The sequence below is a fragment of the Streptomyces nogalater genome, assembly GCF_039532885.1.
Taxonomy (GTDB): Bacteria; Actinomycetota; Actinomycetes; order Streptomycetales; family Streptomycetaceae; genus Streptomyces; species Streptomyces nogalater.
Map to the genome: position 1 here is coordinate 72,016 of NZ_BAAASM010000009.1, position 18,193 is coordinate 90,208.

The 18,193-nt window shown below is 72.9% G+C and carries 17 protein-coding genes; 8 read left to right on the forward strand and 9 right to left on the reverse strand.

Going from position 1 to position 18,193, the window contains the following annotated elements; all coding sequences use genetic code 11:
• Nucleotides 1–2: 2 nt before the first annotated feature.
• The 3 genes from ABD350_RS08215 to ABD350_RS08225 are packed head-to-tail and all read left to right on the forward strand — an operon-like array spanning nt 3 to nt 2,061.
• Nucleotides 3–1,304, forward strand: a complete 1,302-nt coding sequence (locus tag ABD350_RS08215; protein WP_344347130.1) for a hemolysin family protein — start codon at nt 3–5, stop codon at nt 1,302–1,304.
• The gene (locus ABD350_RS08220) at nt 1,301–1,660 is read left to right on the forward strand and encodes an MmcQ/YjbR family DNA-binding protein (protein ID WP_344347132.1); all 360 of its coding nucleotides are present in this window, start codon (nt 1,301–1,303) and stop codon (nt 1,658–1,660) included. The genes ABD350_RS08215 and ABD350_RS08220 overlap by 4 nt, the downstream gene beginning before the upstream one ends.
• Before the next feature lie 47 nt (nt 1,661–1,707).
• Nucleotides 1,708–2,061: a cytidine deaminase gene (locus ABD350_RS08225; protein ID WP_344347133.1), complete on the forward strand. Its 354-nt coding sequence runs from the start codon at nt 1,708–1,710 to the stop codon at nt 2,059–2,061.
• A 43-nt stretch (nt 2,062–2,104) separates the two neighbouring features.
• Here ABD350_RS08225 and ABD350_RS08230 read toward each other — a convergent pair whose 3' ends face one another.
• A complete protein-coding gene (locus ABD350_RS08230) occupies nt 2,105–2,443 on the reverse strand; it encodes a P-II family nitrogen regulator (protein ID WP_344347134.1) in 339 nt (112 codons plus the stop codon).
• Nucleotides 2,440–3,750, reverse strand: coding sequence for an ammonium transporter (locus ABD350_RS08235; RefSeq protein ID WP_344347135.1), 1,311 nt, complete (start codon nt 3,748–3,750; stop codon nt 2,440–2,442). The genes ABD350_RS08230 and ABD350_RS08235 overlap by 4 nt, the downstream gene beginning before the upstream one ends.
• A gap of 174 nt (nt 3,751–3,924) precedes the next feature.
• Between ABD350_RS08235 and era the strand changes: the two genes are divergently transcribed.
• Nucleotides 3,925–4,878, forward strand: coding sequence for a GTPase Era (gene era, locus ABD350_RS08240; protein ID WP_344347137.1), 954 nt, complete (start codon nt 3,925–3,927; stop codon nt 4,876–4,878).
• Nucleotides 4,879–4,881: 3 nt separating this feature from the next.
• On the opposite strand, the gene ABD350_RS08245 is transcribed toward era, so the two are convergent.
• Genes ABD350_RS08245 through ABD350_RS08255 form a run of 3 tightly spaced genes read right to left on the reverse strand, consistent with a single transcriptional unit; the run spans nt 4,882 to nt 7,601 of the window.
• Nucleotides 4,882–6,198 (reverse strand): GH1 family beta-glucosidase, encoded by a 1,317-nt coding sequence (locus tag ABD350_RS08245; RefSeq protein WP_344347139.1) that lies wholly within the window; start codon nt 6,196–6,198, stop codon nt 4,882–4,884.
• Between the two features lie 44 nt (nt 6,199–6,242).
• Nucleotides 6,243–6,509: a protealysin inhibitor emfourin gene (locus ABD350_RS08250; protein WP_344347140.1), complete on the reverse strand. Its 267-nt coding sequence runs from the start codon at nt 6,507–6,509 to the stop codon at nt 6,243–6,245.
• A 21-nt stretch (nt 6,510–6,530) separates the two neighbouring features.
• The gene (locus ABD350_RS08255) at nt 6,531–7,601 is read right to left on the reverse strand and encodes a M4 family metallopeptidase (RefSeq protein ID WP_344347142.1); all 1,071 of its coding nucleotides are present in this window, start codon (nt 7,599–7,601) and stop codon (nt 6,531–6,533) included.
• A gap of 342 nt (nt 7,602–7,943) precedes the next feature.
• On the opposite strand from ABD350_RS08255, the gene leuA reads away from it, so the two are divergent.
• From leuA to ABD350_RS08275, 4 genes are all read left to right on the forward strand, one after another.
• Complete coding sequence (gene leuA / locus ABD350_RS08260; RefSeq protein ID WP_344347143.1) at nt 7,944–9,665, forward strand: 2-isopropylmalate synthase; 1,722 nt, start codon at nt 7,944–7,946, stop codon at nt 9,663–9,665.
• A 175-nt stretch (nt 9,666–9,840) separates the two neighbouring features.
• Nucleotides 9,841–10,536: a TerB family tellurite resistance protein gene (locus tag ABD350_RS08265; RefSeq protein ID WP_344347144.1), complete on the forward strand. Its 696-nt coding sequence runs from the start codon at nt 9,841–9,843 to the stop codon at nt 10,534–10,536.
• 50 nt (nt 10,537–10,586) lie between these two features.
• Nucleotides 10,587–11,786, forward strand: a complete 1,200-nt coding sequence (locus ABD350_RS08270; RefSeq protein ID WP_344347146.1) for a sialidase family protein — start codon at nt 10,587–10,589, stop codon at nt 11,784–11,786.
• Nucleotides 11,787–11,899: 113 nt separating this feature from the next.
• The gene (locus ABD350_RS08275) at nt 11,900–12,823 is read left to right on the forward strand and encodes an RNA polymerase sigma-70 factor (RefSeq protein WP_344347147.1); all 924 of its coding nucleotides are present in this window, start codon (nt 11,900–11,902) and stop codon (nt 12,821–12,823) included.
• A gap of 484 nt (nt 12,824–13,307) precedes the next feature.
• Here ABD350_RS08275 and ABD350_RS08280 read toward each other — a convergent pair whose 3' ends face one another.
• The 4 genes from ABD350_RS08280 to ABD350_RS08295 are packed head-to-tail and all read right to left on the reverse strand — an operon-like array spanning nt 13,308 to nt 18,189.
• On the reverse strand, nt 13,308–14,255 hold the full coding sequence (locus ABD350_RS08280; protein WP_344347148.1) for a dihydrodipicolinate synthase family protein: 948 nt from the start codon (nt 14,253–14,255) through the stop codon (nt 13,308–13,310).
• A complete protein-coding gene (locus ABD350_RS08285; protein WP_344347149.1) occupies nt 14,256–15,260 on the reverse strand; it encodes an oligopeptide/dipeptide ABC transporter ATP-binding protein in 1,005 nt (334 codons plus the stop codon).
• Entirely contained in the window at nt 15,257–17,233 is a 1,977-nt protein-coding gene (locus ABD350_RS08290; protein ID WP_344347150.1) for a dipeptide/oligopeptide/nickel ABC transporter permease/ATP-binding protein, read from the reverse strand. Before ABD350_RS08290 ends, ABD350_RS08285 begins: the two co-directional genes overlap by 4 nt.
• Nucleotides 17,233–18,189: an ABC transporter permease gene (locus ABD350_RS08295; protein WP_344347151.1), complete on the reverse strand. Its 957-nt coding sequence runs from the start codon at nt 18,187–18,189 to the stop codon at nt 17,233–17,235. The genes ABD350_RS08290 and ABD350_RS08295 overlap by 1 nt, the downstream gene beginning before the upstream one ends.
• Between the last annotated feature and the right edge of the window lie 4 nt (nt 18,190–18,193).

Below are 18,193 nucleotides of genomic sequence, written 5' to 3' on the forward strand. Positions count from 1 at the left end.
GCATGTCCGCTCAGCTCGTGCTCGGCGCGATCGCGCTCGTCGTCGTGGCCTGGCTCGCCGCCTGCGCGGAGGCGGGCCTCGCCCGCGTCTCCAGCTTCCGCGCCGAGGAGGCCGTGAAGTCCGGCCGGCGGGGCAGCGCAAGACTCGCCCAGGTCGCCGCCGACCCCACCCGCTATCTGAACGTGGCCCTGCTGGTCCGCGTGGCCTGCGAGATGGCCGCCGCGACCCTGGTCACCTACGCCTGCCTCCAGGAGTTCCCCACCACCTGGGAGGCCCTGCTGGTCGCCCTCGGTGTGATGGTCCTCGTGTCGTACGTCGCCGTCGGCGTCTCCCCGCGCACCATCGGCCGCCAGCACCCGATCCACACCGCGACCGCGGCGGCCTATGTGCTGCTGCCGCTGGCCCGGATCATGGGCCCGGTGCCCAACCTGCTGATCCTCATCGGCAACGCCCTCACCCCCGGCAAGGGCTTCCGGCACGGCCCGTTCGCCTCCGAGGCGGAGCTGCGCGCGCTGGTCGACCTCGCCGAGAAGGAGTCGCTGATCGAGGACGAGGAGCGCCGGATGGTGCACTCGGTGTTCGAGCTGGGCGACACCCTGGTGCGCGAGGTCATGGTCCCGCGCACCGACCTGGTCACCATCGAGCGCTTCAAGACCATCCGCCAGGCCCTCACCCTGGCCCTGAGGTCGGGTTTCTCGCGGATACCGGTCACCGGTGAGAGCGAGGACGACATCATCGGGATCGTGTATCTGAAGGACCTGGTCCGCAAGACGCACATCAGCCGGGAGGCGGAGGGCGACCTGGTGTCCACGGCGATGCGCCCGGCCGTGTTCGTGCCCGACACCAAGAACGCCGGCGACCTGCTGCGCGAGATGCAGAAGGAACGCAACCACGTCGCCGTCGTCATCGACGAGTACGGCGGCACCGCGGGCATCGTCACCATCGAGGACATCCTGGAGGAGATCGTCGGCGAGATCACCGACGAGTACGACCGGGAACTGCCGCCCGTGGAGGACCTGGGCGACGACCGCTTCCGGGTCACCGCCCGCCTGGACATCACCGACCTCGGCGAGCTGTACGGCCTGGAGGAGTACGACGACGAGGACGTGGAGACCGTCGGCGGGCTGCTCGCCAAGGCGCTCGGCCGGGTGCCCATCGCCGGCGCCTCCGCCGAGGTCGGCCTGCCCGACGAGCGGGTGCTGCGGCTGACCGCGGAGGCCGCGGCCGGCCGCCGCAACAAGATCGTCACGGTGCTGGTCGAGCCGGTCGCCGGGCCGGCCGCCGAGGAGGAGAAGGCCGAGTGACCCCCGAGGAGCTGCGCGCCTTCTGCCTGTCGTTCGACGCGGCGGTGGAGGACTTCCCGTTCGGCCCGGAGTTCTCGGTCTTCAAGGTGCTGGGCAAGATGTTCGCCCTGACGGCCCTGGACGCGCGGCCCCTGACGGTCAACCTCAAGTGCGCCCCGGAGGACGCGGTCCGGCTGCGCGGCGAGCACGAGGGGCTGATCGTCCCCGGCTGGCACATGAACAAGCGGCACTGGAATACGGTGACCGTCGCCGGGGGGCTGCCGGACCGGCTGGTCAGGGAGCTGATCGAGGACTCCTACGACCTGGTGGTGGCGGGTCTGCCGAGGGCGGAGCGGCTGCGGCTCGACCGGCCGTGACATACCCGTGGCGGGGCGGACCCGGCACGGCTTCGTATGCTCGGGGCATGACCGAGAGCACCGGGCTTGACCCCGAGGACCGCAAGATCGTCACCCTGGCCCGTTCCGCGCGGGCCCGCAACGTCGTGCCCGAGGGGGCGGCCGTACGGGACGAGACCGGGCGCACCTATGTCGCCGGGACGGTGGAGCTGCCCTCGCTGAAGCTGAGCGCGCTGCGGACCGCCGTCGCGATGGCCGCGGCCTCGGGGGCGCGGTCCCTGGAGGCGGCGGCCGTGGTGAGCGACGCGGACGCGGTCCCGGCCGAGGACCTGTCCGCCGTGGCCGACCTCGGCGGCTCCGGCACGCCGGTCCTCCTCGCCGCCCCCGACGGCACGGTACGGACCACCGTCCCCGCCACCTGACACCCTTCCTTGGGCCGCTCTGGCCGCCGCCGGGGCGCCGCGGTCAGAGCGCGTCGGGCCCGCGCTCGCCGGTCCGCACCCGGACGACCGTCTCCACGGGGACGGCCCACACCTTCCCGTCGCCGATCTTCCCGGTCCGGGCGGCCCCGACCACCGCGTCGATCACGTCCTCGGCGACCGCGTCCGCCACGACCACCTCGATGCGCACCTTCGGCACCAGATCGACCCGGTACTCGGCCCCCCGGTAGACCTCGGTGTGTCCGCGCTGCCGGCCGTAGCCGCTGGCCTCGGTCACGGTCAGCCCGTGCACCCCCAGCTCCCGCAGGGCGGTCTTGACCTCGTCCAGACGGTACGGCTTGACGATCGCGGTGATGAGCTTCATGCCTGGGTCTTGACCTTCTGGGCGGAGAGCGGGGCGGAGTGGGAGACCGGGGCGGCGTGGCCCAGGACGCCGTGATCGTATGCGGTCTCGGCGTGCACCGTAAGGTCCAGACCGGTGTACTCCTGCTCCTCGTCCGCCCGGAAGCCCAGCACCTTGTCGAGCAGTCTGCCCAGCCCGTACGTCACCGAGAACGCGTACGCCGCCACGGCCGCCACCGCCACCGACTGCCGGCCCAGCGGGGCCGGTCCGCCGCCGTGGAACAGGCCCTCGGCGCCGCCGGTCATCGCCTTCTCGGCGAACAGGCCGATCATCAGGGTGCCGATGATCCCGCCGACCAGGTGGACGCCGACGACGTCCAGGGAGTCGTCGTAGCCCAGCTTGAACTTCCAGCCCACCGCGTAGGAGCAGACGATCCCGGCGGCCAGGCCCACGACCAGGGCGCCGAGCAGCGAGACCGTGCCGCAGGACGGGGTGATCGCGACCAGGCCGGCCACCGCGCCGGAGGCGGCGCCCAGGGTGGTCGGGTGGCCGTCGCGCCGCTGCTCGACGAAGAGCCAGCCGAGCAGGCCGGTGCAGCCGGCGGCGAGCGTGTTCAGGAACGCGGCGGCGGCGAGGCCGTTCGCACCGAGCGCGGAACCGGCGTTGAACCCGAACCAGCCGAACCAGAGCAGACCGGCGCCGAGGACCACCATGGGCAGGTTGTGCGGGCGCATGGCTTCTTTCCCGAAGCCCAGCCGGGGCCCGAGGACCAGGCACAGGGCGAGACCGGAGGCACCGGAGGTGATCTCGACGGGCAGCCCCCCGGCGAAGTCGAGGGCGCCGAGCCGGTCCAGGATCCAGCCGCCGGGGCCCCACACCCAGTGGGTGACCGGAACGTATACCAGCAGGGTCCACACCGGTACGAAGACCAGCCACGCCGAGAACTTCGTCCGGTCCGCGACCGCGCCGCTGATCAGCGCGGCCGTGATGACCGCGAAGGTCAGCTGGAAGGTGGCGAACAGCACCGCCGGCACGGTGCCGTGGACGCTGTCCGGGCCGAGGCCGCGCATCCCCGCGTGCTCCAGGCCGCCGAGCAGCCCGCCGCCGAGGTCGTCGCCGAAGGCGAGGGAGTAGCCGGCCGCCAGCCAGACCACCGTGACCAGGGCGATCGACACGAAGCTCATCATCAGCATGTTGAGGACGCTCTTCGTGCGGACCATACCGCCGTAGAACAGGGCCAGGCCCGGGGTCATCAGCAGGACGAGGGCGGTGGCGGCGAGCAGCCAGGCGGTGTCGCCGGTGTCGACGTGGGGTGCGGCGAGGGTCACGGGCGTCTCCAACGGGTGGGGGCTGCGTCAGAGGGTCACCGGTGTGCGTTTCCGGTCGCCTACGGGTGTGTTTCCGTGACGTTTCGTCGCCGCCGGGTCCCCGGAAGCCCACCGGCGGGCGCCGCCGGCGGAGGTGGTGCGGCGCGGCTTCGTGGATCAGGGAGAATGGGCGGCATGAGCGTTCGTACCCAGACTTCCGAGCAGCCCGCCGAGTCCGTCCACCGCGCCGGCTTCGCCTGCTTCGTGGGCCGCCCCAACGCGGGCAAGTCCACCCTGACGAACGCTCTGGTCGGGCAGAAGGTGGCGATCACCTCCAACCGTCCGCAGACCACCCGGCACACGGTGCGGGGCATCGTGCACCGGCCGGACGCGCAGCTGATCCTGGTCGACACCCCCGGGCTGCACAAGCCGCGCACGCTGCTCGGCGAGCGGCTGAACGACGTGGTCCGCACGACCTGGGCCGAGGTCGACGTCATCGGCTTCTGTCTGCCGGCGGACCAGAAGATCGGCCCCGGTGACCGGTTCATCGCCAAGGAGCTGGCCGGGATCAAGAAGACGCCGAAGGTCGCGATCGTCACCAAGACCGACCTGGTCGACCCCAAGGCCCTCGCCGAGCAGCTGATCGCCATCGACCAGCTGGGCAAGGAGCTGGGCATCGAGTGGGCGGAGATCGTGCCGGTGTCGGCGGTCGGCGCCAAGCAGGTGGACCTGCTGGCCGACCTGCTGATCCCGCTGCTCCCCGAGGGGCCGGCGCTCTATCCCGAGGGTGATCTCACGGACGAGCCCGAGCAGGTGATGGTGGCCGAGCTGATCCGGGAGGCCGCGCTGGAGGGCGTGCGGGACGAACTGCCGCACTCCATCGCGGTGGTCGTGGAGGAGATGCTCCCGCGCGAGGACCGCCCCGCCGACCGGCCCCTGCTCGACATCCACGCCAACGTCTACATCGAGCGCCCCAGCCAGAAGGGCATCATCATCGGCCCCAAGGGCAAGCGCCTGAAGGAGGTCGGCATCAAGTCCCGCAAGCACATCGAGGCGCTGCTGGGCACGCCGGTCTTCCTGGACCTGCACGTCAAGGTGGCCAAGGACTGGCAGCGCGACCCCAAGCAGCTGCGCAAGCTGGGCTTCTGAGCCTCACCGGCGCTGGGCCCGCAGCACCTTCCGGTACCAGTGGTACGACGACTTCGGGGTGCGCTTGAGCGTCCGGTAATCCACGTGGACCAGGCCGAAGCGGCGGGTGTAGCCCTCGGACCACTCGAAGTTGTCCAGGAGGGACCAGACGAAGTAGCCGCGGACGTCGACCCCGGCGGCGCGGGCGGCGTGGACGGCGCGGATGTGGGCGTCCAGGTAGGCGATGCGGTCCTGGTCGTCGACGCCCTCGTAGGAGCAGCCGTTCTCGGTGATGACGACGGGCGGGAGCCGGTCGCCGTAGCGGTCGTGGAAGCCGGTGAGCAGTTCGGTCAGGCCCTCGGGGACCACCGGCCAGCCGGAGCCGGTCACCGGGCGGCCCTCGATCTCCCGTACCGAGAAGGGCAGTTCGGCGGGGAGCGCCAGCCCGCCGTACGCGCCGTCGCCGTCCCCGGGAGCACCCACCCGGGTCGGCGCGTAGTAGTTGACCCCGTACCAGTCGACGGGCCCCGCGATGACCTTCAGGTCCTCCGCCACGTTCCCGCCCATCGCTTCGGCCGTGCCCTCCGGGTACGCGCCCAGGAGCACCGGCTCGGCGAACAGCCGGTTCAGCAGGGTGTCGTAGAGCTCCGCCGCCGCCACGTCCGCCGGGTCGTCGGAGGCGGGCCGGACCGGGCCGTGGGAGTTGGCGATGCCGATGTCCGCCGCGCCGGCCGCGCGCAGCGCCCGTACCGCGAGGCCGTGGGCGAGGAGCTGGTGGTGGGCGGCGGGCAGGGCGTCGAAGAGCAGCCGCCGGCCGGGGGCGTGGGCGCCGATGGCGTGGCCCAGCAGGGTGTGTTCCGCCGGCTCGTTGAGGGTGATCCAGGTGGCCACCCGGTCGCCTAGGCGGTCCGCCACCACCGAGACGTAGTCGGCGAACCGGTACGCGGTGTCGCGGTCCAGCCAGTCCAGTGTGGCGGGCAGGTCCCAGTGGAAGAGGGTGGGCACGGGCCGCACGCCCGCCGCGCACAGCTCGTCCACCAGGCGGTCGTAGAAGTCCAGGCCGCCGGGGGAGAGGACCCGGGGCCAGGAGACGGAGAAGCGGTAGGCGTTCACGCCGAGGCCCGCGAGCAGGGCCACGTCCTCGGTGTAGCGGTGGTAGTGGTCGCAGGCCACCGCCGCCGTCGAGCCGTCCCGCACCCGCCCCGGCCCGGCCGTGAACACGTCCCAGACGGACGGTTCCCGCAGTTCGGCCGCGCCCTCGATCTGATGGGCCGAGGTCGACACGCCCCACAGGAAGCCGGCCGGGAACCGGGGGATCTCGGTGCCTGCGTCAGTCGCCATGGGCGGGATCATCCGCACCACCGGCGACGGAAGTCAACGCCCCGTCACGCGCCTTCCTTCAGTACCCGTGTGACCAACTCCCTCTGGTCGTCCGTCAGTCGGGGATCGGCCGTGTACACCGTGCGGCCGTCGACCGTGATCTCGTAGGCGAAGCCGTCCGGGACGCCCGCCGGCGGTGTGCCCCGGCCGGACGCGAGGACGCGTCCGGCCAGCGCCTGCCACTCCTCGGCGTCGGGCCGGGAGGAGGTGTCCACCTCGGCCCGCCGCTCGATGCCCGCGAAACCGCCTGTACGCCGTACTCGAATACGCATGGCTACGTGTCTAGTACGGAACTAGAGCGTGCGCACCCCCACCTGTTCCCAGGCCTTCTGCACGGCCCGCAGTTCGTCCCCGGCGCCGTACCGCTCCCGCGTCGCCTTCACCGTCAGCGTGGCGAAGTCGGTGAATTGGGCGTCCTCCTTGAGGTCGCCGCCGGTCAGCACGTCGTACCAGATCTGCCCGGCCTTCTCCCAGGAGTGGCCGCCGAGGGCGGTGGCGGCCAGGTAGAAGGCGTGGTTGGGGATGCCGGAGTTGATGTGCACTCCGCCGTTGTCGCGGCTGGTGCGGACGTAGTCCTCCATCCGCGCCGGCTGCGGGTCCTTGCCGAGGACATCGTCGTCGTACGCCGTGCCCGGGGCCTTCATCGAGCGCAGGGCGGTGCCGGTGACGCGCGGCGCGAGCAGCCCGGCGCCGATCAGCCAGTCGGCCTCGGCGGCGGTCTGGCCGAGGGTGTACTGCTTGATCAGCGAGCCGAAGACATCGGAGAGCGACTCGTTGAGCGCGCCGGACTGGCCGTGGTAGTCCAGGTTGGCGGTGTGCTGGGTGACACCGTGGGTCAGCTCGTGGCCGATGACGTCGACCGGGATGGTGAAGTCGAGGAAGACCTCGTTGTCCCCGTCGCCGAAGACCATCTGCTCGCCGTTCCAGAAGGCGTTGTCGTAGCCCTCGCCGAAGTGCACGGTGGCGTCCAGCGGGAGGCCGTTGCCGTCGATGGAGTGCCGGCCGTACACCTTCAGATACAGGTCGAAGGTGGCGCCGAGGCCGGCGTAGGCGCGGTTGACGGAGGCGTCGGAGCCGGGCTCGGAGCCCTCCTCGCGGACCTTGGTGCCGGGCAGGTCCTGGGTGTGCTCGGCGTCGTAGATGGTGCGGTGCGGCCGGTCGTCGGCGGCGCCCTCGGGCGCGGCGGCGGCGGAGGCGCCGATCACCGTGGTCAGGCGGCGCTTGGTGCGCTGGTAGGCGTCGTGCTCCAGGGACCGGCGGGCCGGTCCGGACAGGGCGGGGTCGTCGTGCCGGGCGAGCTTGTCGAGGACGTGCGGCGGCACGATCGTGCAGAAGACGGGCTCGGAGCCCCCGTGGGTGGTCATATCTGGAACCATCGCATTGTGTGACCTCACTGTCACTACCTGCCACCATGATTGGTGAAATACCCGGACAACGGTGGCCACACTCCGTGACGTTGTGGTACGGCGATGTGGTGCGGCACACCTTTTGTCCTGCTTCGCCGTGGGGTCCCGCATACTGGGACAGGCCCGCGCGCCCGGAACGGCTCGGCTAGGCTGCACGACATCATGCGTTCCTGGCTGCTTCTTCTTAGCTGCCGCGGCGAGGGTCTGTAGTCGAGGCCGACTCCCTCCCCGCGGAGCTCTGGCGTTGCGTCGTCGGCCGTCCGTCCGGATATCCGCGACACCCCGAGGAGCCCACGCATCATGGCCAACCGCCAGCAGCCCAGCCCCATGCCGATCCACAAGTACGGCCGCTACGAGCAGGTCGACATCCCGGACCGCACCTGGCCCGGGAAGCGGATCACCGCCGCGCCCCGCTGGCTCTCCACCGACCTGCGCGACGGCAACCAGTCCCTGATCGACCCGATGTCGCCCGAGCGCAAGCGCCGGATGTTCGACCAGCTGGTGAAGATGGGCTACAAGGAGATCGAGGTCGGCTTCCCCGCCTCCGGCCAGACCGACTTCGACTTCGTGCGCTCGATCATCGAGGAAGAGGGCGCGATCCCCGACGACGTGACGATCTCGGTGCTGACCCAGGCCCGCGAGGACCTGATCGAGCGCACGGTGGAATCCCTCAAGGGCGCCCGGCGCGCCACCGTCCACCTGTACAACGCCACCGCGCCGGTCTTCCGCCGGGTCGTCTTCCGCGCGTCCAGGGACGACATCAAGCAGATCGCCGTCGACGGCACCCGCCTGGTGATGGAGTACGCCGGGAAACTGCTGGGCCCCGAGACCGAGTTCGGCTACCAGTACTCGCCGGAGATCTTCACCGACACCGAGCTGGACTTCGCCCTGGAGGTCTGCGAGGCGGTCATGGACGTCTGGCAGCCCGGCCCGGACCGCGAGATCATCCTCAACCTGCCCGCCACCGTGGAGCGTTCCACCCCGTCCACGCACGCGGACCGCTTCGAGTGGATGCACCGCAACCTCTCCCGCCGCGAGTACGTCTGCCTGTCCGCGCACCCGCACAACGACCGCGGCACCGCCGTGGCCGCCGCCGAACTGGCCCTGATGGCCGGCGCCGACCGCGTCGAGGGCTGCCTGTTCGGGCAGGGCGAGCGCACCGGCAACGTCGACCTGGTGACCCTGGGCATGAACCTGTTCTCCCAGGGCGTCGACCCGCAGATCGACTTCTCCGACATCGACGAGATCCGCCGTACGTGGGAGTACTGCAACCAGATGGAGGTCCACCCGCGCCACCCGTACGTGGGCGACCTGGTCTACACGTCCTTCTCCGGCTCCCACCAGGACGCCATCAAGAAGGGCTTCGACGCCATGGAGGCCGACGCCGCGGCCAGGGGCGTCACGGTCGACGACATCGAGTGGGCGGTGCCGTACCTGCCCATCGACCCCAAGGACGTCGGCCGCTCCTACGAGGCCGTCATCCGGGTCAACTCCCAGTCCGGCAAGGGCGGTATCGCCTACGTCCTGAAGAACGACCACAAGCTGGACCTGCCGCGCCGGATGCAGATCGAGTTCTCCAGGATCATCCAGGCGAAGACCGACGCCGAGGGCGGCGAGATCACGCCGAAGGACATCTGGGCCGTCTTCCAGGACGAGTACCTGCCCAACCCGGACAACCCCTGGGGCCGCATCCAGGTGAAGACCGGCCAGTCCACGACGGACACCGACGGCGTGGACACCCTCACCGTCGAGGCCACCGTCGACGGCCGGGACACCGTCCTGACCGGCTCCGGCAACGGTCCGATCTCGGCCTTCTTCGACGCCCTGCACGCCCTGGGCATCGACGTACGCCTGCTGGACTACCAGGAGCACACGATGAGCGAGGGCGCCTCCGCGCAGGCCGCCTCCTACATCGAATGCGCGATCGACGGCCAGGTCCTGTGGGGGATCGGCATCGATGCCAACACCACGCGCGCCTCGCTGAAGGCGGTCGTCTCCGCGGTCAACCGCGCCGCCCGCTGACGGGTCCGCCCGCCGGTCCCCCGCCCGCCGCGCACCGGCGGGCGGGGGACCGGTTTTCGGTCACAGCGCCCCCAGGTCACGGAAAGGTCTCCTCCGGGGTACTGACTACGCCTCCGGGATGTGGCTAACATCACGCCAGCGCGGCGATGCTGCCGCGCCGTTACGGAGGTGCGACGTGCTGCCAGTACGGGGACGAGACGGCCGTGCCACCGGGGCCCTGCGCATCCTGGGCACCCGCACCGCGTGGACGCCCGTCGGCGACGGAGAGTTCTTCTGTCCCGGCTGCGGCGGCGACCGCAACTACCAGCGGCTCACCGGGCGCCGCAGGCTCACCCTGCTCGGGGTGCCCCTGCTGCCGCGCGGCGAGACCGGACCGGTGGTGGAGTGCGCGGCCTGCCGGCACCACTTCGGCACCGACGTCCTGGGCCACCCCACCACCCGCCGCTTCTCCGCGATGCTCCGCGACGCCGTGCACACCGTCGCCCTCGCGGTCCTCGCCGCCGGCGGCACCTCCTCCCGTACGGCCCTGGAGACGGCCGCCGCCACGGTCCGCGCGGCCGGCTTCGCCGACTGCACCGAGGAGCAGCTCGCCGCCCTGGTCGACGCCCTCGCCGCCGACACCGGCCGGTACTTCGAGCAGCCGTCCGGGGCCGGGCTGACGATAGAGCTGCACGAGGCCCTGGACCCGCTCGCCCCGCACCTCGCCCCGGCCGGCCGCGAGGCCCTGCTCCTCCAGGGCGCCCGCATCGCCCTCGCCGACGGCCCCTACATCCCCGCCGAACGCGACGCCCTCGCCACCGTGGGCGCGGCCCTCACCATCCGCGCCGACGACGTGAACCGGCTGCTGGCCGCCGCCCGCACCCCCTCCTGATCACCCCGCCGGAGTAAGGGCGGCGCGCCCGTCGCGGGCAGCATCAGGGGGTGACCCCGCGCAGCCGCTCCCACGCGACCGTCCTCGCCCTCCTCACCGCACTCGGCGCCCTCACCGCGCTCACCGTCCGGCAACCCGCCCACGCGGCGCCCGGCACCTGCGACTCCTCCGTGCCGTACGTCTCCGGCGAGGGCGGCTACGCCGTCTACCGCATCCCCGCCGTGGTCAAGACCCGGCCCGGCACCCTCCTCGCCTTCGCCGAGGGCCGCCGCGGCGGCGCCCAGGACAGCGGGGACATCGACGTCGTGCTGCGCCGCTCCGCCGACGGCGGCTGCACCTGGGGCCCGCTGACCGTGGTCGCCGCCGGACACGGCGACACCCGGGGCAACCCGGCGCCCGTCGTCGACCCGCGCACCGGCGACATCGTCCTGCTGACCTGCGGCAACAGCGGCAGCGCCACCGAGGCGCGGATCATGCGCGGCGAGGTCACCCCCCAGCAGGGCCGCCGGGTCTACGTCCAGCGCAGCGCGGACGACGGCCGGCACTTCACCGCCCCCCGGGACATCACCGACGCGGTGAAGCGGCCGGACTGGCGCTGGTACGCCACCGGACCCGGCCACGCTCTCGCCCTCACCCACGGCCCGCACACCGGACGCCTGCTCATCCCCGCCAACCACTCCGCGGCCCCGCCCGCCGGCTCCCGCGACACCGGCCAGGAGGCCAAGTACTACGGCGGTCACGCCCTCTACAGCGACGACATGGGCCTCACCTGGCACCTGGGCTTCGTGGACGCGGTCTACGACGGCGTGACCAACGCCAACGAGACCAGCGCCGCCCAGCTCCCCGACGGCCGCGTCTACCTCGCCGCCCGCGACCAGAACGGCACCGCCCCCGGCAACCGGCTCGACAGCCACTCCGGCGACGGCGGCCGGACCCTGGACCGCCCCTACGCCGCCCAGCCCACCCTGGACGCCGTCCCCGTGGTCCAGGGAAGCGTCCTGCAGCCCGACACCCCGGGCGCGCCCCTGCTGTTCTCCGCGCCCTCGGTACCCACCGCCCGCCGCGCCCTCGCCCTGTGGGCCAGCGCGGACGCCGGCCGCACCTTCGCCCCGCTGCTCACCCTGACCGACCGCCGGTCCGCCTACTCCGACCTCGTCCAGCTCGGCCCCCGCCACATCGGCGTCCTCTACGAGACCGGCGCCGACAGCCCGTACGAGTCCTTGGAGTTCCGCCGGGTCCCGCTGCCCTGAAATGTCACAGGAGGGGCCGCCGTCTCGTCCTGGGGGTAAGCGATTCCGGCGGAGGAGTGGATGATGTGGTGCGGTGATCGGCGGCGGCGGGGGCGTCCGGTATGAGCACGAGCGTGAGCGGAACCGAGGAGTTCGAGGAGCTGCGGCCCCTGCTGTTCTCCATCGCCTACCGGATCCTCGGCAGCGTCGGCGAGGCCGAGGACGCCGTCCAGGAGACCTGGCTGCGCTTCTCCGCCTCCCCCATCCGGCCCCGGTCGGCCAAGGCGTTCCTGTCGGCCACGGTGACCCGGCTGTCCATCGACGTACTGCGCTCGGCCCGGGTCCGCCGGGAGGCCTACGTCGGCCCCTGGTTCCCCGAGCCGCTGCTCGCCGACCCCTACCAGGACCCGGAGCGCTCGGCGGAGCTGGCCGACTCGGTGTCGATGGCCGCCCTGCTGCTCCTCGAACGGCTCAGCCCGCTGGAGCGCGCGGTCTTCGTGCTGCGGGAGGTGTTCGACTTCGGTTTCCCCGAGGTTGCCCAGGCGGTCGGGCGCTCGGAGGCGGCCTGCCGCCAGCTTCTGGTGCGCGCCCGCCGCCATATGACCGAGGGCCGGCCCCGCTTCGAGGCGGACCGCACCGAGCGGGACGCCCTGGCCGCCCGGTTCTTCGACGCCCTGCGCGAGGGCGATGTGGTAGCGCTGCGGGACCTGCTGGCCGCCGATGTGTCGATGGCCGGCGACGGCGGCGGCAAGGCACCGCAGTCGGCCCGGAGCATCAGGGGCGCCGAGAACGTGGCCCGGCTGCTCGCCGCCGTCTTCCCCCCGCTCGCCGGGGCCGGCGTCACCTGGGCACCGCACGAGATCAACGGGCAGCCCGGCGCGGTCCTCCGCGACGGCGAGGGCCGGGTGCTCAACGCCATGGCGCTCGACGTCCTCGACGGGCGGATCCAGGCCATCCGCCTCGTGGCCAACCCCGACAAGCTCGGCCACATGGGCCCGGTGGCGGACGCCTGGGCGGTGCACCACGCGGTGCGGGAGGCGCGCCGGGAAGCGCGGTGAACGCGGCACGCGGGCGCGGGCGCGGGGTGCCGGTGCGGGCTTGGGCGCGGGTGTGGGCCGTTGGCCGGGTGTGGGCCGTGCGTCGGGTGCGGGGCGGGCGCGGGCCTGGGACGGGCGTGGGCGTGGGACGGGCGTGGGCGCCGGCAGGCGGGTGTGGGCCGTGCGCGGGCGTGCGCCGCGAAAGGCAGGTGCCGGGCAGGGGTCGTGCGCCGGGTGTGGGCCGTTCGCCGGGTGTGGGTCGTGCGTCGGGTCGGACCGTGCGTCGGGTGCGGGGCGGGCGTGGGCGTGGGGCGGGCGTGGGCGCCGGCAGGCGGGTGCGTGCCGTGCGCGGGCGTGCGCCGCGAAAGACAGGTGCCGGGCAGGGGCCGTTCGCTGGGTGTGGGCCGTTCGCTGGGCGTGGGCCGTGCGCCGGGCAGGGGTCGTGCGCCGGGTGTGGGCCGTTCGCCGGGGCGGGTCGTGCGTCGGGTGTGGGCCGTGCGTCGGGTCAGCGTTTGTGTGTGTCCTCGCCCAGCAGGCCCGCCGCCGCGAGGTACTTGCCGATCCGTTCGACCTCCTCGCCGGACAGCGGGACCTGCGGCTCGGCGGTCACCGGGCAGTCGATGACGCCGCGCAGGTGCAGGGCCGCCTTGAACGCGCCCAGCGCCGCCGAACCGCCGCCCATCCGCGCCGGATCGCCTACGCCGACCATCCTGAACAGGGCGCACAAACGTTCCTGTTCGGCCCGCGCGCCCTCCTGGTCCGCCGCCCGGCACTGCCGGTACAGCCGCACGTACCCGTGCGGGTCGACGTTGGCCAGACCCGGCACCGCGCCGTCCGCGCCCAGCGCCAGCGCCGCGTCGGTGATCTGCTCCGACCCGGTCAGCACCGCGAAGCCCGGGTGGGCGCGGGAGCCCGTGACCAGCTCCCGGAAGGCCGCGAGATCCCCGCTGGAGTCCTTGATCCCGGCCAGTACGCCGTCCCCGGCGAGCCCCAGCACCAGATCCGCGGGGAGCTTGGTGTGCACGGCCACGGGGATGTCGTAGGCGATCACCGGGACCGGGCTGGCGGCGGCGATCCGGCGGTAGTGGTGGACGATCTCCGCGGGATGGGTGCGGGCGTAGAACGGGGCGGTGACGACGACGGCCCCCGCGCCCGCCCCGGTGACCGCCGCGACATGCTCCAGGACGCGCGGGGTGGTCATGTCGATCGCACCGGCGATGACCGGCAGCTGCCCGCCCACGTGCGCGGTCACGGCCGCCACCACCTGCCGGCGCTGCGCGTCCGTCAGGAACGCCGCCTCCGAGGTCGAGCCCAGCAGGAACAGCCCGTGCACCCCCGCCTCCACCAGGAAATCCACCAGGCGCAGCAGGGACGGCACATCCACCTCGCGTTCCGGTGTCAGGGGCGTGCAGACGGGCGGGACGACACCGGTGAGCGGGGCGGGAAGGGTCATTCAGGGCTCCTGGCGCGCTAGGTCTTCGGTCGACGTGTCCTCCTCCACAGGATGGTGACACCGGTAGCGGTGAGCGGGGTGTGACGCGGCCGAGAAGTCCGGCATCACCCGGGCGCACAGCTCGTCGGCCTTCCAGCACCGGGTGCGGAACGGGCAGCCGCTCGGCGGGCGGGTCGCCGAGGGCACCGGCCCGGTCAGCGGGATCGGGTCGATCGGGTCCAGCAGGCCCGGCGTGGCCGAGAACAGGGCCCGGGTGTACGGGTGCCGGGCCGCGTCGGTGACCCGGCCGGCCGGGGTCTCCTCCACGATCCGGCCCAGGTACATCGTGATCACCCGGTCGCTCATCCGCCGTACCGTCTGGATGTCGTGCGAGACGAACACCAACGCCAGGCCGAGGCGTTCCCTCAGGTCCAGCAGCAGGTTCAGGATCTGCGCGCGGACCGAGACGTCCAGGGCGCTGGTCGGCTCGTCGGCGACCACCAGCGCCGGGTCCAGGGCCAGCGCGCGGGCGATGGCCACCCGCTGCCGCTGCCCGCCCGACAGCTGCCCGGGCAGGGCGTCGGCGAGCGCCCCGGGCAGCCCCACCAGCGCCATCAGCTCCCGTACCCGCTCCTCGCGCTGCGCCCGGCTGCCGCGCCGGTGCACGTCCAGCGGGTCGCGCAGGATGCGGCGGACGGTCAGCCGGCGGTTCAGCGCGGTCGACGGGTCCTGGAAGACCAGCCCGGTGCCCGCCCCCACGGTCGCCCGGCGTTCGGCGGCCGGCATCGCCCACAGGTCCCGGCCGCCGAACGCCACCGTCCCCGCGACCGGCCGCTGGATGCCCACCAGCACCTTCGCCAGGGTCGACTTCCCGCACCCCGACTCGCCGACCACGCCCACCGTCTCCCCGGCCGCCACGGACAGGTCGGCGCCGGTCAGGGCGTACACCCGGTCCCGCCGGAAGAGCCCGCCGCCGCGCGCCCGGTGCACCACGTGCGCGTCCCGTACCTCCACCACGGCGGTCATTGCAGGGCCTCCTCGCTCTCCGTGTTCGTCAGCTCCACCGCCGGGTGGTGGCAGGCGGCCGTGTGCGTTGCGGTGCCGGCCGGGACCGGGGCGGTGGTGTGGCACACCTCGGTGGCCAGCGGGCAGCGGTCGGCGAAGCGGCAGCCCGCCGGGAAGTCGGCCGGGGACGGCACGACGCCCTTGATCTGCGTCATCCGTTCCTCGGCCGACTCCAGCGACAGCACACTGCCCAGCAGGCCGCGCGTGTAGTGGTGGGCCGGCGCCGCCACCAGGTCGGCGGTCACCCCCGACTCCACGATCTGCCCGCCGTACATCACCGCCACCCGGTCGGTGACGTCCGCGACCAGTGCCAGGTCGTGCGAGACCAGGACCAGCGCGAAGCCCAGCTCCTCGCGCAGCCGCAGCAGCAGCTCCACGACCTGGGCCTGCACGGTGACGTCCAGGGCGGTGGTCGGCTCGTCGGCGACGATCAGCCCCGGCTCGCGGGACAGCGCCATCGCGATGAGCACCCGCTGGCGCTGCCCGCCGGACAGCTCGTGCGGATAGCTGCGCAGGGTGCGCTCCGGTTCCAGCCCGACCAGCGACAGCAGCTCCGCGGGGCTGCGGCGGCCGCCGCGCCGGACGAGCTGCCCGAGCTGGGCGCGGATCGTCATGGCCGGGTTCAGCGAGGACAGGGCGTCCTGGTAGACCATGGCCATCTCGTGGCCGAGGAGCCGGCGCCGGGCCCGGGCCGGCTCGGTCAGCAGCTCCCGCTGCCGGAACCGCACCTGCCCGCCGATCCGGGCCCCCTTGGGCTGGAGTCCCATTACGGTGAGCGCGGTCAGCGACTTGCCGCAGCCGGACTCGCCCACCAGGCCCAGCACCTCGCCGGGGTACACCTCGAAGCCGACCCCGGCCACGATGTCCACCCCCCGGTGGCGGTCCGGGAAGCCGATGGTGAGGTTCTCCACCGCGAGCACCGGCTGTCCGCTCCGGTCGGGCAGCGGCCGGGCCCGGGAGCGCAGCCGCCGGGCGGCCTCGGCCAGACCGGGCAGCGGCAGCACCCCGCCGGTGCCGGGCTCGGGCGTCCGGAGCCGGTCCCCGGGCGAGCGCACCTCCCTGGGGGCGGGCGCGGCCCACGCGTCCGACAGGCCCTCGGAGAGGATGTTCAGCGACAGCACGGTGACCAGGATCAGCAGCCCCGGGAAGACGGTCGCCCACCAGCCGCCGGTCAGCACCATGTTCTTGCCGTCGGCGATGACACTGCCCCAGGACGGGTCCGGGGGCCTGACCCCCGCGCCGATGAAGGACAGGGACGCCTCGAAGACGATGGCCTCGGCGACCTGGACCGTGCAGAACACCAGCACGGGGGCGGCGCAGTTGACGGCCACGTGGCGCAGCACGATGTGCGGGGTGCGGGCGCCGATGACCCGCTCGGCGGTGACGTAGTCCTCGCCGTACTGGTCCAGCACGTTCGCCCGGACCACCCGCGCCACCGGCGGGGTGAACAGGAACGCGAGGGCGCAGATCAGCACCGTGATCCCGCCGCCGAACACGGCCACCAGCACGGCGGCCAGCGCGATGCCGGGGAACGCCATCACCACGTCCAGGCAGCGCATCAGCGTCTCGTCCACGGCCTTGCGGGAGGTCGCGGCGACGGCCCCGAGCACGGCCCCGGCCACCAGCGCCAGCGCGGTGGCGCCCAGTCCGATGGCCAGCGACCAGCGGGCGCCGTGCATCAGCCGGCTCAGGATGTCCCGGCCCAGGCTGTCCTGCCCCATCCAGTGCGCCGCAGACGGTGCCCCCGTCCCGCCGACCGGGTCCCGCATGTCGAGCGGATCGTCCGGCGCCAGGACCGGCGCCAGGAGGGCGACCAGGACGACCAGGGCCAGGAAGCAGACCGCGGCCTTGGACGGCAGCGGCAGCCGGCGCCGGCCGCGCAGCCGGACGCCGGGCCGCAGCAGCCGCTCGGTGAGCCTCGCGCGCGTGACCATCAGCCCGCCCTCAGTCGTGGGTTGACCAGCAGATACAGGATGTCGATGACGAGGTTGACGACGACGAAGCCGGTCGCGGTGGTCAGGACGACGCCCTGCACCACCGCCGGGTCGCCGTTCTGCACCGCGTCGATCATCAGCTTGCCCATGCCGGGCAGCGAGAAGATCGTCTCGATGACGACGGCACCGCCGAGCAGATAGCCGACCCGCAGTCCGAGCACGGTGAGCGGGTTGACCAGCGCGTTGCGCAGCACATTGCGGCCGACGACCACGCGCGGCGGCAGCCCGCCGCCGATCGCCGTGCGGACGTAGTCCTTGTCCAGCTCCTCCACCATCGAGGTCCGCACGATCCGGGTGAGCTGGGCGGCGACCGGCAGGGACAGGGCGACGGCGGGCAGTGCCATGGTGCGCAGCCAGCCGGTGACCGAGTCGCCCGGGTTGATGTAGCCGCCGGTGGGGAACCAGCCCCGGTCCACGGCGAGGTACTGGATCATCAGCAGCGCCAGCCAGAAGCCCGGCGCGGCGACCCCGACCAGCGAGACCACCCGGATGATCTGGTCCGGCAGCCGGTCCCGGTACACCGCCGCCGTCACCCCGCCGGCCAGCGCCAGGACGACGGCCAGGGCGAGCCCGAGGAAGGTGAGCTGGAGGGTGAGCGGCAGGGCGGTGGTGACCTGGTCGAGCACCGGGGCACGGGTGAGGGCGCTGGTGCCGAGGTCGCCGTGGAGGACGTCGCCGACGAAGTGGACGTAGCGCACGGGCAGCGGGTCGAGCAGCCCGTTGCGCTCCCGGAAGTCGTGCAGCTGCTCGGGGGTGGGGTTGGCGCCCTGGAAGAACGCGGAGGCCGGGTCGGCGTCGGAGAACCGCATCACCAGGAACACGAACAGCACGATGCCCAGCAGCAGCGGCACCAGCAGGGCGATGCGGCGCAGCAGGATGCGTACGACGGTGGTCATGCCG